Below are 18,748 nucleotides of genomic sequence, written 5' to 3'. Positions count from 1 at the left end.
CGTATAGAAACCAAAAGCCTCTACCCTTTCGGGCAGAGGCTTTTGCAAATTCAGGTCAATCAGAAAAATCGGATAAATCCTGCCGGGCCGCCAGAGCGGTTCATATTTACTTCACTTCTTCATAAGGAACGTCGGAGACATTGTCACCAGCAGGCTCGCCCTGGCTGGCTCCGTTGCCATTTCCGCCGAAACCGGCCCCATCGGCGGGGTTAGCCCCGGCTCCGTTGGTAGCATTGTATAATTCCTGCGAAGCCGTCGACCAGGCTGCGTTCAGTCCTTCGATCGCACTATCGATCGCGGCTGCGTCACGCGAACCGTGTGCTGTACGCAAGGTAGTCAATGCCGCTTCGATGGCCGACTTATTCCCTTCCGACAGTTTATCGCCGTACTCTTTCAGTTGTTTCTCAGTCTGGAAGATCATCGAATCGGCCTGGTTGACTTTCTCGATCTTCTCCCGCTCAGCTTTGTCGGCAGCCTCGTTGGCTTTAGCCTCTTCACGCATCCGGTTGATTTCGGTTTCCGTCAGCCCGCTCGATGCTTCGATCCGGATTTTCTGTTCTTTGCCCGTGCCTTTATCTTTAGCCGTTACATGCAGAATACCGTTGGCATCCACATCGAACGTTACTTCAATTTGTGGTACCCCACGAGGAGCAGGTGGAATATCGGACAGGATAAACCGGCCTAACTGCCGGTTCTGAGCCGCCATCGGGCGCTCACCCTGCAACACGTTGATTTCTACGCTCGGCTGATTGTCGGAAGCGGTCGAGTAAGTTTCCGTTTTCTTGGTCGGAATGGTCGTGTTGGCATCGATCATCTTGGTAAACACACCACCCATGGTTTCGATACCCAACGACAGCGGAATCACGTCGAGCAGCAGTACGTCTTTCACCTCGCCGGTCAACACCCCACCCTGAATAGCGGCACCAATGGCCACGGCTTCATCCGGGTTAACGGCTTTCGATGGTTTCTTGCCAAACAGTTTTTCAACCTCTTCCTGTACTTTCGGAATCCGGGTCGAACCACCTACCAGAATCACTTCATCGATCTGACCGGCCGACATACCCGCGTTTTTCAACGCACGACGGCAGGGCTCCAGACTCCGCTGAATCAGCGAGTCGGCCAGTTGCTCGAATTTAGCGCGACTCAACGAACGTACCAGGTGCTTGGGAATACCATTCACCGGCATGATGTAGGGCAGGTTGATTTCTGTTGCGTTCGAGCTTGATAGTTCAATTTTGGCTTTTTCGGCCGCTTCTTTCAGCCGTTGCAGGGCCATTGGGTCCTGACGCAGATCGATGCCTTCGTCTTTCTTGAACTCATCGGCCAGCCAGTCGATAATCACCTGGTCGAAATCATCACCACCAAGGTGTGTATCCCCATCGGTCGATTTTACTTCGAAAACGCCATCGCCGAGTTCCAGAATCGAAATATCGAACGTACCACCACCCAGGTCAAATACAGCAATTTTCTGGTCATGGTTCGTCTTGTCCAGACCATAGGCCAGGGCGGCTGCGGTTGGCTCGTTGATGATCCGTTTTACGTCCAGACCAGCGATCTGCCCCGCTTCTTTGGTAGCCTGGCGCTCAGCGTCGTTGAAGTAAGCCGGAACCGTAATCACGGCTTCGGTTACGGTTTGGCCCAGATAATCTTCGGCCGTCTGCTTCATTTTTTGCAGAATCAGCGCCGAAAGTTCCTGAGGAGTATATTGACGGTCACCAATTTTAACCCGTGGGGTGCTGTTGGGACCGCTCTGCACTTCATACGATACGTTCTTAACTTCGTTGGTTACCTCGTTAAAGCGTTTTCCCATGAAGCGCTTAATCGAAGAGATTGTATTTTTCGGGTTGGTGATGGCCTGGCGTTTGGCAGGAGCGCCTACTTTGCGTTCGCCGTTGCCGTTGTCCATAAATGCAACGACCGAGGGGGTTGTCCGGGCTCCTTCGGAGTTGGGGATTACAACCGGCTCGTTACCTTCCATCACGGCCACGCACGAGTTCGTGGTGCCTAAGTCAATACCAATAATTTTTCCCATAACTGGATTTAGTTTCTTTAGAAAGCTGTGTAATAACTGACAGACATGACCTATCTATCAATACAAATGCCAGCCGGGAAAATTGTTTGAATTGCTGTCAGATTGGCAGATTAAACGACCCTTGAGGGCCAGAATGTCGCTTTCTGATCAAGTCCGTCGATAAATCGTGGCAGACCGTCAGTCTTTTCATTTCGTACCCTTAATAATCAGCGTACCGAAAGGAACGGCCAGCGGTCCACGCCCGTATTGCTCCTGTAAACGAACCGATACCTCTTCTTTGATCTGGGCCACAGCGGCAGGATCGGCCTGTTTAAGCGCATTGACCACTGGAGCCGCTATTTCGGTTTTATTAGCCCAATATTCGTCTACATCCCGGTACGTCACCACCCCGGCAACAGGCGTTTCTGTAACCTCTTTAAGTCCGGCTGCTTCGAAAAAACCCGCAATCAACCCTGGTTTAGCACAGCGAAACATTCCTGGCATGCCTGGAGATGGAGCAGGCAATTGTAATCTCCGGTTGATGATACCCATCAGAAGGCTAATCCAGGGATTCTGCTCAGGGCTTGCCCAGACCGAGGTAGCCACACGACCACCCGGTTTGAGTACTCGGGCCATTTCGCTGGCAGCCAGCGCTATATCCGGAAAAAACATAAATCCCATCCGGCAACTCACAGCCTCAAAATGAGCGTCGTCAAACGGCAGGCTACTGACATCGGCCCACTGGGTCTGGTAATTCAATACCCCCATTGCCTGCGCTTTTGCCTGAGCTGTACTAAGCATGTCTTCCGCCAGATCCGTACCGATCACAGTTCCTTTCGTGACCAATGATGCGATGGTCAGGCCAGGCTCCCCAGTTCCGGTAGCAATATCGAGTACTGTATCCGTAGGGGTAAGAGCCAGCGCATCGATAATCGCATCGCCCATCGGTTTCAGGAATTGCATGGTAAACTCATCCCATTTTTTCCACCCTGGCGCAAACTGATTCCACAACGCGCGCTGCTGCATTCGAATCCCTTCTTCAACCGTTGGCATATTCGTTTGTGTTTTGTGATGACTAAAGCTAAGCAACTGACTGTAAGCCTTATCCATTAAATTGAGTTAGCGGCTGCTCCGCCCACTTACCGGCTGTCCCATACGGTCAAAAAAAAACGCCGGCCCCATTGGAACCGGCATTTTCGAACCATGTAATAAAGCTTTTTTTCCAATACGCAGCTGCCTGGTCAGTCGTTGCGTTTCCGTATAATTTATCGGTTAACCCAGTCGATATCTTTTTTCAGTCGATTCAGGGTTTGTTGCTCCGGGCTACCAGGCTCAGGTTGATAATCATAAATCCAGTTGGCTTGTGGCGGCATGCTCATCAGTATCGATTCGGTACGTCCGTTGGTTTCCAGGCCAAATTTTGTACCCCGATCCCAGACCAGATTAAACTCCACATAGCGCCCCCGGCGAAGCAGTTGCCAGTTTTTCTCCCGTTCGGTAAATGACAGACCACGATTCTGCGCCATGAAATGGGTATATATAGGGGCAAAAACATTCCCCACATCCTGAACGAAAGCAAATAGAGCCGCTTTGTGCGCATCGTCGGTGGGTTTCAGGTAATCGAAGAAGATGCCCCCGATACCCCGTGTTTCCTGCCGATGGGGGATGTAAAAATAATTGTCGGCCCAGGGCTTAAATTGATCGTAGTAGGTTGGGTTGTGGCGATCGCAAACGGTTTTCAGCGTTTGGTGAAACCAGCGGGCATCTTCATCCACCACGTAATGTGGGGTTAAATCGATGCCCCCCCCAAACCAGCTCTGTCCTACAACGGAGGTGGCGGTACTCATCTCAAAATACCGCACGTTCATGTGGATGATCGGCACCATCGGATTTCGGGGATGCAGAACGATGGACACACCCGTGGCAAAAAAATCAGCCGGCTCAGTCAGATTCAGGGTTTTCAGGGTGGCGGCCGTTGCTTCGCCCTGTACGGCTGAAAAGCCAACGCCCCCTTTTTCAATCACCTCCCCTTCACTCAGCACCCGCGAGCGGCCTCCGCCCCCACCCGGCCGCTCCCAGGCATCTTCCCGAAAACGTCCCGTTCCGTCGGCCGCTTCCAGCGCCTGACAGATACGGTCCTGAAGATCCATGAAAAAGTGGACTATCGTTTCTTTGGTAATTGCACTAGCTGTTATCATAGTGGCAAAGTTCGCTAAGACCAGCGTATGAGCCCACAGGTTGCCTAAATTATTCTCCCTGTTTCAACACATACCGAACCGGCCTCGATTTATCAACAAGTAACAGGAATCCGCGATCCGCTAATTGACGCAGTAATTTACTGGCCCGATACGACGAAATATTAACCAGTTTAGCAAAACGGTCGGCGGTTATGTGTTCGTTCTTCCGTAAATACTGACGTAACGTTCGTACGGTGGGCGACTGAAGTAATTCGGCATCAGCCGGTAGAGAAACGTGAATCAATTGATTCGTCGGAACGGACTTATCTTTGGCACGTACATAAATGGTTCGTTTTGTTTTATCCTGAATGACGTAATGTGGCTTTTCATCACTTTCTAAAATCGTAACAATGAGCACGATACGACCATCGGGTGCCAACGTTTTATAACTAACGCTCAAGGCAGGTTCAATAAACCGATCCGTAGCTTCTTCAAGGGTAGCAATTTCCCGAAATTCCGATGAAACCCCTATTAGTTTTCCGGTATCGGCTACACCAATTAATAACGTACCTCCGGATGTATTCGCAAACGCAGCGAGGGTTCGGGCAATTTGTGCTGCTGAGGATAACTGCCGTTTAAATTCCAATCGGCTGTGTTCTCCCTGCTGGATAAGTTCATCAAGTTCATGGCGAGTCATACATCAAAAACGCATCAATTGTCAGGTTGTTTTCCAGGAAACAGGCGTCATCTCAACACATTCCTGATGGGCCGTATTCTGCCAACGATACAACAAAAATAAAACGTTGATCCTGCTTTATTTCCTGATACATCGTGAGCCTGGCCGCTATTTTTTTAACTGCCCGGTTAGTAAAAAAGCGGACGATGTGTCCGCTTTTTTATATGCTAAATAGAGCCTGGATACGCTAAGCCATTCAGGCCAATTCGTCTGACTATTCGTCAGCAACTGGATTTTGACGTTTCCGTCCACGAGGTTTGCCGGTATATTCAGGCTTTGGATTCTGGTTAGCCAGTTTTAGTTCATAGCCAGTCACACCTTCCTCATAATCAAAAGGTTTTACTGAAAACGTATACTTTGTCTCACCAAAATCGATTCCTCCCTTCTGAAGAATAAATGGCAGAGAAAGGCTATAACTTTTAGCAGCTTTTTCCAGAGTAAACGCTTCTTCGCCTTCGCCTGTATCGGGAATCAGGTAAAGCGATTTGATTTTCCGCTTGCCATCCTGAGTGCCAACTTTAAATCGATTATTCTCCGTATCGATGCCTAATTGGACAGCCGATTTATTCGGAAAAACAACCTTACCCGCCGGGGAAATATATCCTGTGACCGGCGCAGATTTTACTGCACTCTTCTTTTTTGTTTTTTTAGCCTCGCTGTTCTCGTCGAGAGAGAAGAATCGAATTTGTTTAGCTTTCATTCGATAATCTATTTATTGTCTTCGTATTGTCCGTTCGCAAATATAGTGAGTCTATTTGCGAAAAAACCAAATTCATTTCAGAAGAATTTATATACAAACTTCAAAACGTAACTTTTATACCTGCCTGCTGATAAAAAACAGGAAACTATGCATCAATTTATGCAGAAACAGTTTTTAAATTTATACGATTCAGGGTGTCTGTTTGATTTTAAAACGTCACTTTTTGAACAACCCTTCGAGCTACCAAATACGTCATGATACGCCGACCAGAATACTATTTCCTTACACAGAAGCCATTCGATTGTACATTTTCCCGGATTGATATCGCATTATTATCTATTGCATTTACATATAGTCATGCAAATTCAGTAAATCAGTCAGATAACTCTCTGAGGCCACTGATTTCTTTACGCCTACTAATTCCCTAATTCACTAGAAAAAATACCCTGTCGATTTCCAGACAGCGGACTATCACCTGGCATAAGGTCGATCTGTTTTTACTACGTTGCAGCAAAACTGCTTTTATGGATACGGCTCTGTATCGATTGAGGTAACAGCAATAAATGAGGGCTAAAGTTTACTCCATAAAAAACCCCAAAAACAAACTGTTTTTGGGGTTTGTGGAGACGGAGGGATTTGAACAACCAACCGAATGCCCTAAAAAGGCCCGTAAACGCATTTTTCGCTTGCTGCTGTGGCAAGTCCCTTTTGCCATGCTTAGGTGATCAAGCAGCAATTTTTTATACCTATATATATAGCGGAACCTTTGCGGGTTCTGCATGTCCTAAAGCTTCAAGAATCCCTTCACGCTGGAAAGGGCGTTGCTTCACTTATCATTCCCGGCTTTATCCCGCTCCTCGTCCATCTGCTTGATAACCCGGCGCTGAAGATCAATGAACTCCTCCATCGGTACACTGATGTACCCTGCCCTTGGTTCACCTACGGCAACAGCGGGCTCTACCCCTTCAATCAAATACGACAAGGTCGTTTCCAGCGCTTCAGCAACTTTACGGATGTCGCTCAGGGTTGGCTCAGTTTTTTCGTTCTCCCAGTTGGAGATGGTTTGCTTCCCACTTTTGACGCCAACTTTTTCGGCTAATTCCTCCTGGCTCAGCCCTTTACTCTTCCTAAGTTCTTTCAGCCTAGACGCAAACGAACCCATTTGTATAAATTATTTATTACTTTTTCTTAAAAGTTATAATTCAATTATTACATTTGTAATGTTATTTTTGACAAGACAAACATTACATGTAAAAGTATGGGACAGGTACCCCAAAAACAAACCCCTACCGGGGGTTTTGCCCCAGCGGTTGATGAGCGCCAACTAACGGTAGAATACTGGCATGAGCGGTACAAAGTAGCGTATAAGGAATTCAGGAGTTTTGTCGAAATGGCCGATGCCCTAGCCCAGGAAGATCCCCTGTTCGGGGGAGCAGCCGGCGTACTGCTGCTTCAACGGGTACAGGCCGGACGCGCCCGTCTGCAGGTGATGGCCAAAGCCGTTCAGATCATGGAACGAATCCGGCCGCCGAAAGTCGATCTGGCCAAAGTCATGAAGCGCCAGAAGTTAATAACCCCTCACTAACAACGCATTCCCATTTTTTTCAAATACATCTAAGATTAACATGAACCTGTTCCGATTCCCCATTCGACCAGCGGGCCAACCCGCCCATTCGACTCCGGCCAATACGTTCCGGGATGTCGCCGTCACCTACGAACATGAAGCGGCCGATGCGCTGCCGCTGGTGCGCCGACTCATCGACAAGCAACTCTACGGTGGCGTGATCGATCCCTCCTCGGGCAAAGTCTATGACCTGATGGTGATCAGCTTTCTGGTTCCGACCGAACCCGGCACGATTGCCATGAATGCCGACCAGCAACGCAGGCTAAGCGACTACCTGGCTATGCAGAAATACCAGTTGATCCGGGATAAAACCAGTCCATTTTTTGACGTATCCGCCCAGCATCTCTATCAGGCCCTGCTGGATGTCTCGCACGTTGTAGAGAACTACACATCCCTACAGTTTACCACCCTTAATGCTTTCTGGACATGGAAAAAATCGTCTTAACCCATCTGCCGGTACTACTCATACTTGCAGCCATCCTACTGATAGGCACAGCCATTCTCTCCGTTTGGACAGTCACTCAAACCGCATCCCTCATGCAGCCAACTACGCCCCGTAGCCAGATCGAGGACATTGTTACCCGCTACAAAACCGATCAGTTATCAGAACTCGATGACCTCACCCTGGCAAAAGCGGCCGACCAGCTGGAGTATGCCCATAAGCACTATTTCGATCAGGTGGCCCTCTCTCAGCTGCCGCTAAGCGAATTCTATCTGGCCCAGGTTCAGCAACGGGAGTTACGCCAGATTGCCGATACCATCTGGCGATTGCTGCAAACCCGCTACGGCTGTAATGACTAATAAAACAGCCCGGCCGCAGGGCGGTCGGGCTGAATAAAAATCATCTAAGATTAACGCATGCCTGATTGAAGAATGCGCCAAGGTGCAAACCTACGAAATCAGCATGAGAACCACGCAAACTAGTTCCCAAGGGGCCCAATTCCCCCAAAACAAAAGACCGGACATGACACTTGAACGCATTTTACTGGCCTATTTGAACGGCCAACCCCTGGGTATAACCAGTTACCTGACGGGCGAGGAAAGTCTGGAGGAAGCCCATACCGACGTGCTGGTTGATCTGATGACAGCCCAGCGGTTACTGGATAAATTCCGGGAGCAACTGCTACTACTGATGCATCCTAACCGATTTCCGGCTTCCAGTGGCCGAAAAGCCCTTCACCTGGGCAACCTGATGGGCATCATTATGCTCGCCCAGGATGAGCTAAAAACGGAGATCAACCAGTTCATGCAAGCCGATAAGCCCCATGATCAGAGCTGAGTATGTCCAGCGGGTCAAAGACCGAACCGACCTCATTGATCTGATTCAGGCCTTTCACGTTCCGCTCAAAAAAGCGGGCAGCAAATACCTGGGGTGCTGCCCCTTCCACAACGAAAAGACCCCCTCCTTCAACGTAGATCCCCTCAAGCAGATCTACAAGTGCTTTGGCTGCGGTGAAGCAGGTGATGCACTGGCGTTTGTCCAAAAATTTAAAAATCTTGATTTCCCGGAAGCCGTCGAATTTCTAGCCGGCCGACTTAATGATACTGTCGAGTATGAATCCAGTACCAGACCTAAATCCCGATTCTTCGGAAAACGACTATGACAGTCTCAACGACTTATACGAACTTAATTTTCTGGTGGCCGAGCGCTACCACCGGCACCTGATGGAGGATGTGTTACCCTTACCCGAGCACCCTGCTACGCAGTATCTGCATGGCAAACGGGGGCTTAACGCCGACCAGATCAATGCCTGGAACGTAGGCTATGCCCCCGAAAACTGGCGCTTTCTAACCGATGCCGTCAAAAAGCTGGAGGCCTTCGATCAGGCGGTAGCCATCGGAGCCTGCCGCGATCACAACAACCGGCATTACGACGTGTTCAACAGCCGGGTCATGCTGCCCATCTACAATGCCGATCGGCGGGTATCGGGTTTTTCGGGGCGCAGTGTCGGGGTGCAGACAAACAAGGAAGGCCAGGAGCTTCCCAAGTACCTCAATACGGCCAACACCATCCTCTTCAAGAAGGAAGAACTCTTTTTTGGCATGAACCGGGCCCTGACCGAAATTCTGAGGACCCGGACGGTCACCCTGACCGAAGGCCCCTTCGATGTGATTGCCCTGCACCGGGCTTCGATCATTAACACGCTGGGTAAACAGGGGTCAGCCCTAACCGATCCTCAGTTAAAATGGCTGGTTGATCATTGCGACCTGATTACGCTGATTTATGACGTGGACCCGAACGAATCGGGGCAAAAAGCACTCGAAAAGGATACCGAAAAATTACTCCGTGCAGGCCTGCGCGTTCGGGTGTTCCGGCTCCCTCAACCCGAAGGCGCTGAAGAAGGCAAACTGGCAAAGGTCGATGCCGATTCGTGGGTGCAATCGTTTTTAATGCTTCAGCCCGGCGACCAAACCCAACTGGCGGAACAGAGCCAGCCGGTAGACGGCCCGGCCTGTAAACTGCCGGAGGAAAAAGGGAAGCTGTTCAAACGGTTTGGCAAACTGGACCTGACCGGTATCATCAAGCAGGAAGCCGTCGATGGGCTGATGGATCTGGCCACTCGCTGGCTGAATCAGGAAGAAGTGGACGATGAAGTACTGGCCCAGAAGCAGCTCATCAGCATCGTGGCCAGCGTCCGGGATGATACCTACGTCGATGCCTACATCGAACGGCTCAGCAAACAGTTCGCCTGGAACAAGCGGACGCTTCGTAAATCCATCGAAACGGCCCGTAAGGCCAAAAAAGGGGAATCCTCGGAGGAAAACGATCCGGACAAAATGCCCGAGTGGGTGAACGTGAAAGACTATTATTACTGGGGATTTGCCGAGCACATCAATACCGAACAACCCGACAAAACGGGCTACTATTTCCCTGGTTACAATGGCATTTCGACCTCGCCCATTACCAACTTCGTGATCACCCCGCTGTATCTGATTAAGGAGCAGGGACACGTCCGGCGACTGGTCGAATTCAACAATGGATTCCGAAAGGAATATGCCGAACTGGATTCGAAGGTGCTAACGGGTATGACCTCCTTCGAACAAACCCTGACCGATCTGGGCTACTATACGGTCGAAGAGGATTTTGAGCGGAAGCACCTCAAGCGCATCGTCAATAAGCTTTTGGCCAAAACACCAACCGCTTTTCCGATCCGAACACTGGGCTGGCAACCGGAAGGGTTCTTTGCCTTCAGTAACGTGGTATTCAATGGACATCTGGAGAAGTTCAATGAACACGGCATCGTCGAGGTAAACAACCAGACGTTCTATTCACCATCGCTCTCCCCGACCCATCATAGTTATCGGCAGGAAGATGATGCGTATAAGCACGACCGTTACTTAAGCTGGCGAACAACGGAAGTGACCTTTCGGCAGTGGGGTGAGCAGCTTCGACTAGTGTATGGAGACCGGGCTATGGTCGGCGTTACGTTCGTGGTGGCCACCCTGTTCAAGGACATCGTTAAAAAGATTGCCAAAATCCCCCTGATGTATTTCTACGGCCCTAAAGACTCGGGGAAATCGACCTATGCCGAAAGTCTATTGTACGTCTTTTTTTCCGGGAAAGATGCCAATGGTGATCTGATGAAACCCATGAACCTGGGCGCTCAGCCGACGCTGGCCGCCTTCTGGACGGCCTTGGCCCGCTACCGCAATTGTCCGTTTGTGTTCAACGAGTTTGATGTCAACCGGGTAGAATCCTTTGTGCCGACCGCCTTTAAAGCCGCCTGGGATAATGAGGGACGTTCCCGGCAAAGTAAGGACAACAAATACCAGACCGAAGAGCAAAGTGTCAACTGCACCCCCATCATTGTCGGGCAGTACCTGGCCACCGGCGATGACGGAGCGGTTCTGAGCCGTAGTCTGGTATTTGAATTCAATAATCGGAAGGATGATCCCTTTACGCCCGAGGAAATTAAAAACTACAGCCAGCTCCGGCAGTGGGAACAGGCAGGCCTTAATGGCCTTTTAAGTGAACTGCTACCCCTTCGCCCCAAACTCGAGAAAGAGTTTAGTGAAACCTTCCGGCTGGTGAGTGACGAGTTTTTTCACGATCTGGAGAAGCGGGAAATCCCGTATGAAACCCGCACATTTCAGAATATCGTCTGTTTGCTAGCCATTTATGACGTGCTGGCCACCAGTATCCAATGGCCGATGAGCCGGACTGAATTCTGGAACTACGGCCGGCATCTGATTCAGGAAATGAAGTCGCAAATGCACGAATCCGACGTACTGACGGGCTTCTGGGGCATGCTGGAGTATTTACTTGGACGGGGGGATATTACTGAGGGTTGGGATTATAAAATCGAAACCAGCCTACAAGCTAAAATCACCTCATCGGCAGGTAAACAAGAAACGATCACCTTCGACAAGCCCGTCCGGATCCTGTACCTGCGTATGGGCAATGTGCACCGGCCGTACGCAGAAAACCTGCGCAAGCAGTCCAGTGAAAAACCCCATTCGGAGCAGACCTTAAGCACCTACATCCAGCAGCAGAAGTATTACCTGGGCAAAAACGGCAAGACGTATTTCTCCCGAAAAGGCGGGGAATATCAGAACACGAATGCGCTGGTGATCAACTATGATCTGCTGAGCGAGAAAACCGGCATCTCCCTGGAGAAGGCGATGGAGACGCCGGAAGAGCATCTGGAGCAAAAGACCTATACAGGTCTGGTTAATAAGGATTTTAAAATCCATCCGCTGGCTACGGGCCCCAAGGTTGAATTCTCGCTTCAGGTTACCGAAACCAACAATCTGACCACCGTGCAATACAATGTCAAATGCTTTATCGACGAAATCCGCATTAGCCTGACGGATCTAACGATCGGCAGCCGCTGGAAGGTAATGGGTAAGTACAGCGAGAAAAGCTGGAAAAATGGCAATCAAGACGTGATCACCCGCCAGCTCGATGTGCTGACGGCCGAGACGCTGGACAAACCCGTAACCCTGGCCAATGGCTATTCCGATGAATTTTCTTCACCCGTTCAAAAAGGCCAGGAGGGCTTTTAACTATGGCAGAGCGAACCACAATTCACCAGTTGACCCAGACCGATATTCTGATCACCAGGCCCCCGGATGATCCAGACAAACCACGGCGTGGCTACGTGGTACGGCGGATCTGGCAAAAGCCGGTTGTCGTTCCCAATTCCAATTTTCTGCATTACAAAATCGTGGGGTTCACCCTATTCGACACGGCGGATCTGGTTGACAAGGAAGTTAGTGCCGAAGAGCTTCAGGATCAGCTTGACAATGACGTCTTAACCCTCTTTACCCCGCAAACAGTCCGGCAGGTAAAGGGACTCACACCCAGGGACTATCACAAACCAAACAATGGAAAAATTCGCCAGGCTTCTTGACACCTCCCAGGGTCAGGTTTTATTGCTCATCGACTGGGACAACGACGAAGGGGGGTACCGGCTCAGTACGATCATCGAACGCGGTGGCGTCCGGGCAACGACCAGCGTAGTTTTTGCGGCCAAAGAAACCGCCCTTGAAAAAATGGAAAGCTTCGAGGAATCGGAGGCTGAAGGGCTGGCCCAAAGGCTCTATCAGTGGCTTGATGTGCCAGGCCAGAAGGAGGTGCGCTATGCATGAACCCGAATTCAGTTGGCGGGAAGAAACGCGCGCTAATTCCGTGCAGCAACTAGCCATCCTGGTGGCTATCCTGCTCTACCCCGGTATCGCCTGCTATCGACGTACCAAACGTTATATGCTCCCCTATCTGCCCAAAGGTTTTTTAAAAGCCTTATACCGGCTTAACCAGTGGCGGAACCGTCAGTTTGTTTTTCTCTTCTTTCCGATTCATCCCATGAGCCACTTTGATTTAGAAAAGCAGAATTACGCCCAGATGAGCAGACCTATGCTCAGCAAGCTGTTAGCGATCCTTAAACCGCGCTCGGAAAATCCGCAGACCAACTGGGATAAAGCCAATGCGCAAACGCATGTGATGGCCATTAAGACCGAATTACAAATCCGTCCAACACAAAGCAATTATTGACCTTTAAAACCAATTTATTATGTCTAATCAAACCGAGAACCCGTATCAATTAGCACAGTACATCATTGATGAATCACCTCAAAAAGGTAAGTTCAACACCTTCGATGCGAATCCAACTTTACAAAATCTGGAAAAATGCCTGCTGCGGTACATCGCTGAAATCCTCGTAGTAGGTGAGTTTTTTGAGAATCTCAAGGATGATTCCCACCCCAATCAACTCATAAAAAGGCTGGCCATTAAAGCGGATGAATTTTGCCCTAGCCGAACCACAGCCGACTTGTTGATGAAATCTGAAATCGTCAATCACGTTTTTGAACACTTCATGACGACGCTGATGAAGGTGACGCTCAATCGCACTACGGACTCCTTATTTGGCGGGCTATCTGGGCTTAGCGGGCTGTCAGGGTTTGGAAGCAGCTCTATTATCGAGGTCATCTTAAAACGCAAAAAAACAGACAAGTAAGATGGAAGCCGCACACCTCACTCAAAAACGTAGTTTAACCGATCTGGTGATGGTCGAATACCAGGCCCTGTTTGCCAAAGCGTTTGGTTACGTCCCGAACGAGAACACCTTGGAAACTTTTGTGGGTACCGATGGTAATTATTTCATACTCACCGATGGGACCCTCTCCCTGTACCTGCATACGGATGGGGGCATGCAGGCCGAGCGACGGGATCACAGCGACGACACTGTTACAGCAACCAAGTTTTTTCCTTATCAGGTACTTTACCAATTGATCCTGTTTGGTATCGAGACGACGGGAAAACTAACGCCGAAAACGCCAGCAGATCGGCAGCGGGAACAGGAAGCCATTTTTGCCCAGTCTGCTGTATTTCCTGCTGATGAGGTCGGTCCTCGGTTTCACTTCAGACTTTTATCATCCAACCTGCCACGGGTAGACGACGATGCCCTGAATCAGCTTCTGATGACGGCCTGGCACTGGACAAAAGGCGAAACCCTGCATCAGCTGCCAACCCTGGAGGATTTTCAGCAGAAGCTGCATCAGGAACTCTACTACCTGGAAGCAGACAAGCTGAACGTGAAAGGTATTCAGTTGCAATGGCTCGATGACCACCAGACGCTGACCATTGCCTCCAGTGCAGTTCCCGTCACGATCTACGCCATGATTAGTCTGAGTGAGTAACGCCCTATGCCTGTCAACTACAAACTATACCACCCCAAATGGAGGCTGATTCGCAGGTTGATCCTCAAACGGGCCAATCACCGGTGCGAGCGGTGTAGGGTAGCGGATAAGGTATGGGGCTACTGGATCGATGATCGATTCTGGACAGGCGATGAGCTGCTCGATTATTTAGAAAAAACGGGCGAGGATCTATCTGCCAATATTCCTGTCGACAAAAAGCCCTGGCAGGTCAATATCGGAGTAGCTCATCTGGATCATGACATTAACAATAATCGATTCTGGAATCTGATGGCTTTATGTCCAGTCTGCCACTTAACGCACGATCGGCCGGACAATGCCATAAGGCGCAAGTATGGCCCGAAAGGCAGGTTTTATAATCAGATCCGAATCAGCTTCGAAAAGGCCGCAGAAGAAGCGGCCACCTAACAATCCCTGACCATTTATGAATCATTTCCATCCGCAGCGAGGGCCACCGCCCGGCTGTATCAGGTGCGTCGTTGTCTTATGGGCTCAGAATTGGGATCGACGCACCTTTTTTTCAAGATTTATACTTTTCAAAAACATGCTGATTCGCTTTTTACGTCTGAAGAAACCGACGCTCAAATTCGAGGAAGCCCTGGTCAATCAGGCGGAACGCCTGGTGGTTAGTGGCGAATTTGAGAACGCTCTGGATCTGTTTCTGGCTCTTAGCATTTACAAATGCCAGATTCAGGGCTGCTACAAAGGGAATCCTGATCAGGTACAGATAAATCTAATCAAAAACGAGGCCGAAACTGGACTCAGAATCTTTCGAATTAGTAAAGGAGGCGATACGGCCAGGGTAATACAGTTTAAATGATATCCCTTTATACATTGAAAAATTAACCTGCTATTCATGCCAGGTACGTATATACTAACACAATCGCTTGGTATTCATCACAGCTAGAATTACCCAATCACTAATCTCACAAACTCATATACCCTTTAATGTTTAATACATTGTTTTATGAGATGGCAATTTGAGACTATTAATAACAAACGATTCTATGGATGGATTGCTCCAGCACATTTCCCTAAAAACGGGCGTTTAACGAGGCACTGACCTACTGTCCGCTTATGGATGGTATTTGTCCACTTTTGGACAATTTATTCTCACCTAATTTTATAAAAACCACTCTGGAAGGCATCCAAGACTAGTTTGAAAGTTTGGCCGAGTATTTGTACGGCAAACACTATACTAATATGAGTTTAGGTATGAAACGAGCTTTTTTGGGGGAATTGGAGGAAGTGGTCCTGCTGACCGTGGCGGCCCTACAAGAGCAGGCTTACTGTGCCGCCATTACCCAAACCATTGACCAGCAGATGAGACGTAGTATCAGTTTCCCCACGGTCCACACCACCTTACAACGGCTAGGAGAAAAAGGCTTTGTCACTTCACAGATGGGTGGGGCGACGGCCGAACGGGGAGGCCGTCAGAAACGCCTATTTACAGTAACCACAGCCGGGCAGCGGGCGCTAATCGAATGTCGACACCTGCGGACCCAGTTGTGGGGCCAGATTCCAACCCCAATTCTACAGCTATGGGGCGCTTAACGGACCACCAGGAGCGGCCGCCCCACTGGGCCCACTGGTTACTAAGCCGCTTTAGTCCGCCTGGAATGGAAGATGAATTGCAAGGCGATTTGCTGGAGATGTACACCTACTGGGTGAAAGCCGTTGGCTCAAGGCGAGCCCGCTGGCGATATGCACTAGCGGTGCTACGGCTGATTCGCCCCTTTACCTGGCCCAGCACCAAACAAACTGATCACGATTCTCAATCGAAATCGCTCCGGCGAACCGGTCGAACCATCTCAACTATACATCCGGCTATGATCCGCAATTACCTCAAAATCGCCTGGCGAAACTTACTGTACGATAAGGGCTTTTCTTTCCTCAATATCGCAGGACTAGCCCTGGGTATGATCACTAGTTTGTTGATTGGGCTATGGGTTCTCGATGAACAAAGTTATGATCGCTTTCATACCCACGCATCGCATATTCTCCGAATGACGGCAACCGTCGGAGACATGCAGGCGGCCGTCACCCCGACCCGGATGGCCCCCGCTATAGCGGCTCAGCTACCCGCCGTAAAAGACGTCGTTCGCTTGAAGCAAGCCCAAGAATTAGTGGCGGTGGGTAACCAAAAGTTTGACGAAAAACGCGTGTTCTATACCGATCCATCGCTGTTGACGATGTTCTCGTTTGGTTTAGAGCAAGGTGACCCAAGCCAAGCCTTATCGCAACCCAATGGTGTGGTAATTACTCAACAGACTGCCCTCAACTATTTTGGCACAACCCAGGCACTCGGTAAGACCCTACGGATCTTACCACAACGTATCCAAACCAATACCTGGGACGAGTTAACTGTTACCGGTGTCGTACGGGATGTGCCGACCAATTCCCATTTACAATTTGATCTGCTATTGCCACTTTCCCGTCTTTACAACACCGAAACGTATGCCCGTAACGATGCCTGGGATGCCTTCAGCGTCTATACGTATCTGCAACTAGCCGACTCATTCAAGCTAACCCCCGACAGTCGCTCGCAACTGACAGGCCAACTGGATGAGCTGTACAAAAAAAATAACGCATCTACCAAGGCCCAATTCCACCTACAGCCGTTGACGGATATTCACTTGGGGACGAGTCCTAAACTGATTCAGGATGTAGAAGGCCACGGCAATCGTCAGTACGTGCGCATCTTTCTGGTGGTAGCCCTGGTCATCTTGTTAATTGCCTGTATCAATTTCATGAACTTAACGACGGCTCGCTCGGCTCGGCGGGCCAAAGAAGTAGGGCTTCGAAAAGTAGTAGGCGCTGGACGAGGCCAATTAATTAGTCAGTTCTTAGGCGAATCCTTCCTGGTTTCTTTAGTAGCTAGCCTGATTGCCATTGGCGTAGGGGCTGTTCTGCTGCCGACCTTTAATGAATTGACCGGAAAAGCGTTATCGATTCGTCTCCTAACGCCTACCGTTGTCGGAATCATTACCGGCACTACCCTGCTGACAGCCCTGGTAGCCGGTAGTTACCCCGCCCTGGTTTTATCCCGGTTTCAGCCGATTCAAATGGTCAGTGGCAAATTGACCAAAGGCCCCGTTCGTTCCTTTCGAAATGGATTAGTCGTTGTCCAATTTGTCATCTCCACGGTGCTGCTGGTTGGAACAGCCGTTGTCTATGGCCAACTTCGGTTCATTCAACAGCGGAGCATCGGCTTTGATAAAGAGAACCTGCTGTATGTGTCCATGCCCAAATGGGGAGATCTGCAGGCTAACACCCAAACCCTAAAAGGGCTTTTAAGCGAATACCCTCAAACCAGCAATCATACCATCATTTCTGACCTGCCAATTGATTTGCAAACCGGCAAATCTAATTTTGACTGGGCCGGTAAAGACCCCAGCACGCAGGTGATTATTCCCTACCTGTTGGTCGATGCCAACTTTAGCAAAACCTTTAAGATGAAGTTGCTGGCTGGGCGCAACTTTAGGGCGGATTCGCAAGCCGATCAAGCCAACTACTTAGTCAATGAAACAGCGCTAAAATTGATGAAGTTGGATGTCGCCACCGCTCTAGGCAAATCCATTTCGTATGGGGACAACAAAGGGCAAATCGTGGGCGTACTGAAAGATTTTCATTTTAAACCGCTTCAGAGCGCCATTGAACCTTTAATCCTTCGGTTCAACCAGTTTGGGGGCTATGTAGTCATTCGGGTTCAACCGGGCACCCTACCCAGCACGATCAACCGACTGGAGACAGCTTTTGCCAAGCTCTATCCTAATCATCCGTTCGAGTATAGTTTTCTGGACGATGACTTGGCCAAACTCTACCGCTCGGAACAACGAATGGGTAGCCTATTTAATGCGTTTGCCCTGTTGTCGGTCTTAATTTCCTGTTTAGGGTTGTTCGGCTTAGCCACCTTCACGGCGGAGCAACGCACCAAAGAAATCGGCGTGCGAAAAGTCTTAGGCGCGTCCGTGACGAGCATCGTAACCCTGTTATCAACGGATTTTCTTAAACCCGTCGTCGGTGGGATTCTGCTGGCTATTCCAATTTCCTGGTATGCCATCCATCGGTGGTTGCAGAGTTTTGCTTACCGGGTGTCACTAGACTGGTGGCTCTTCCTGTTCATCGGCTCACTGACCATTCTGATCGCTTTAGTTACGGTGAGTTATCAAGGTATCAAAGCGGCCCTGATGAATCCAGTACGTTCCTTACGAGGTGAATAAGCTTATCAATAGGCAAAATTGACAGGAATGGGGTAAACCCATGATTGAGTTTTAGCTTACGGGGCCTGTGTATTAGGTCAGTTATGAATTTATACAACACGCCTACTGAATCGTATACA

General features: G+C 49.6%; 21 protein-coding genes. 15 read left to right on the top strand and 6 right to left on the bottom strand.

Annotated features, from left to right (window positions below):
- Positions 1-106: 106 nt before the first annotated feature.
- The 6 genes from dnaK to B153_RS37110 form a co-directional block, all read right to left on the bottom strand.
- Entirely contained in the window at positions 107-2,032 is a 1,926-nt protein-coding gene (gene dnaK, locus B153_RS0123610) for a molecular chaperone DnaK (RefSeq protein WP_020599222.1), read from the bottom strand.
- A 186-nt stretch (positions 2,033-2,218) separates the two neighbouring features.
- Positions 2,219-3,064 carry a class I SAM-dependent methyltransferase gene (locus tag B153_RS0123605; protein ID WP_020599221.1) on the bottom strand — a complete coding sequence of 282 codons (846 nt, stop codon included), beginning with the start codon at positions 3,062-3,064 and terminating at the stop codon, positions 2,219-2,221.
- A gap of 212 nt (positions 3,065-3,276) precedes the next feature.
- Entirely contained in the window at positions 3,277-4,209 is a 933-nt protein-coding gene (gene hemF, locus B153_RS0123600; protein ID WP_026262394.1) for an oxygen-dependent coproporphyrinogen oxidase, read from the bottom strand.
- A gap of 49 nt (positions 4,210-4,258) precedes the next feature.
- Positions 4,259-4,885 (bottom strand): AlbA family DNA-binding domain-containing protein, encoded by a 627-nt coding sequence (locus B153_RS0123595; protein WP_020599219.1) that lies wholly within the window; start codon positions 4,883-4,885, stop codon positions 4,259-4,261.
- Between the two features lie 253 nt (positions 4,886-5,138).
- On the bottom strand, positions 5,139-5,624 hold the full coding sequence (locus B153_RS0123590) for a hypothetical protein (RefSeq protein WP_020599218.1): 486 nt from the start codon (positions 5,622-5,624) through the stop codon (positions 5,139-5,141).
- A gap of 826 nt (positions 5,625-6,450) precedes the next feature.
- Complete coding sequence (locus B153_RS37110; RefSeq protein WP_020599216.1) at positions 6,451-6,786, bottom strand: helix-turn-helix domain-containing protein; 336 nt, start codon at positions 6,784-6,786, stop codon at positions 6,451-6,453.
- A gap of 96 nt (positions 6,787-6,882) precedes the next feature.
- Between B153_RS37110 and B153_RS0123575 the strand changes: the two genes are divergently transcribed.
- From B153_RS0123575 to B153_RS0123505, 15 genes are all read left to right on the top strand, one after another.
- Positions 6,883-7,209: a hypothetical protein gene (locus B153_RS0123575; protein ID WP_020599215.1), complete on the top strand. Its 327-nt coding sequence runs from the start codon at positions 6,883-6,885 to the stop codon at positions 7,207-7,209.
- A 40-nt stretch (positions 7,210-7,249) separates the two neighbouring features.
- Positions 7,250-7,693, top strand: a complete 444-nt coding sequence (locus tag B153_RS0123570) for a hypothetical protein (protein WP_020599214.1) — start codon at positions 7,250-7,252, stop codon at positions 7,691-7,693.
- A complete protein-coding gene (locus B153_RS0123565; protein WP_157634803.1) occupies positions 7,675-8,049 on the top strand; it encodes a hypothetical protein in 375 nt (124 codons plus the stop codon). The genes B153_RS0123570 and B153_RS0123565 overlap by 19 nt, the downstream gene beginning before the upstream one ends.
- Before the next feature lie 163 nt (positions 8,050-8,212).
- Positions 8,213-8,527, top strand: coding sequence for a hypothetical protein (locus B153_RS0123560; RefSeq protein ID WP_020599212.1), 315 nt, complete (start codon positions 8,213-8,215; stop codon positions 8,525-8,527).
- Positions 8,514-8,852: a CHC2 zinc finger domain-containing protein gene (locus tag B153_RS35720; RefSeq protein WP_020599211.1), complete on the top strand. Its 339-nt coding sequence runs from the start codon at positions 8,514-8,516 to the stop codon at positions 8,850-8,852. Before B153_RS0123560 ends, B153_RS35720 begins: the two co-directional genes overlap by 14 nt.
- Entirely contained in the window at positions 8,803-12,255 is a 3,453-nt protein-coding gene (locus B153_RS0123550) for a toprim domain-containing protein (RefSeq protein WP_020599210.1), read from the top strand. Before B153_RS35720 ends, B153_RS0123550 begins: the two co-directional genes overlap by 50 nt.
- Positions 12,256-12,257: 2 nt before the next feature.
- On the top strand, positions 12,258-12,602 hold the full coding sequence (locus B153_RS0123545) for a hypothetical protein (RefSeq protein WP_020599209.1): 345 nt from the start codon (positions 12,258-12,260) through the stop codon (positions 12,600-12,602).
- Positions 12,577-12,840 (top strand): YfbU family protein, encoded by a 264-nt coding sequence (locus B153_RS0123540; RefSeq protein ID WP_020599208.1) that lies wholly within the window; start codon positions 12,577-12,579, stop codon positions 12,838-12,840. The genes B153_RS0123545 and B153_RS0123540 overlap by 26 nt, the downstream gene beginning before the upstream one ends.
- On the top strand, positions 12,833-13,243 hold the full coding sequence (locus tag B153_RS0123535) for a hypothetical protein (protein ID WP_020599207.1): 411 nt from the start codon (positions 12,833-12,835) through the stop codon (positions 13,241-13,243). Before B153_RS0123540 ends, B153_RS0123535 begins: the two co-directional genes overlap by 8 nt.
- A gap of 19 nt (positions 13,244-13,262) precedes the next feature.
- Positions 13,263-13,706, top strand: a complete 444-nt coding sequence (locus B153_RS0123530) for a hypothetical protein (protein ID WP_020599206.1) — start codon at positions 13,263-13,265, stop codon at positions 13,704-13,706.
- 1 nt (position 13,707) lies between these two features.
- Positions 13,708-14,388, top strand: coding sequence for a hypothetical protein (locus tag B153_RS0123525; RefSeq protein WP_020599205.1), 681 nt, complete (start codon positions 13,708-13,710; stop codon positions 14,386-14,388).
- Between the two features lie 6 nt (positions 14,389-14,394).
- Positions 14,395-14,814, top strand: a complete 420-nt coding sequence (locus B153_RS0123520; protein WP_020599204.1) for a hypothetical protein — start codon at positions 14,395-14,397, stop codon at positions 14,812-14,814.
- A 136-nt stretch (positions 14,815-14,950) separates the two neighbouring features.
- On the top strand, positions 14,951-15,226 hold the full coding sequence (locus B153_RS0123515) for a hypothetical protein (RefSeq protein ID WP_020599203.1): 276 nt from the start codon (positions 14,951-14,953) through the stop codon (positions 15,224-15,226).
- A gap of 395 nt (positions 15,227-15,621) precedes the next feature.
- On the top strand, positions 15,622-15,960 hold the full coding sequence (locus B153_RS0123510; protein ID WP_026262393.1) for a PadR family transcriptional regulator: 339 nt from the start codon (positions 15,622-15,624) through the stop codon (positions 15,958-15,960).
- Complete coding sequence (locus B153_RS0123505; RefSeq protein ID WP_020599201.1) at positions 15,948-18,629, top strand: ABC transporter permease; 2,682 nt, start codon at positions 15,948-15,950, stop codon at positions 18,627-18,629. Before B153_RS0123510 ends, B153_RS0123505 begins: the two co-directional genes overlap by 13 nt.
- Positions 18,630-18,748 lie beyond the last annotated feature (119 nt).

Source organism: Spirosoma panaciterrae DSM 21099 (assembly GCF_000374025.1).
Taxonomy (GTDB): domain Bacteria; phylum Bacteroidota; class Bacteroidia; order Cytophagales; family Spirosomataceae; genus Spirosoma; species Spirosoma panaciterrae.
The sequence above is the reverse complement of the archived record's forward strand: the minus strand, read 5'-3'. Positions and strand labels throughout refer to the sequence as shown.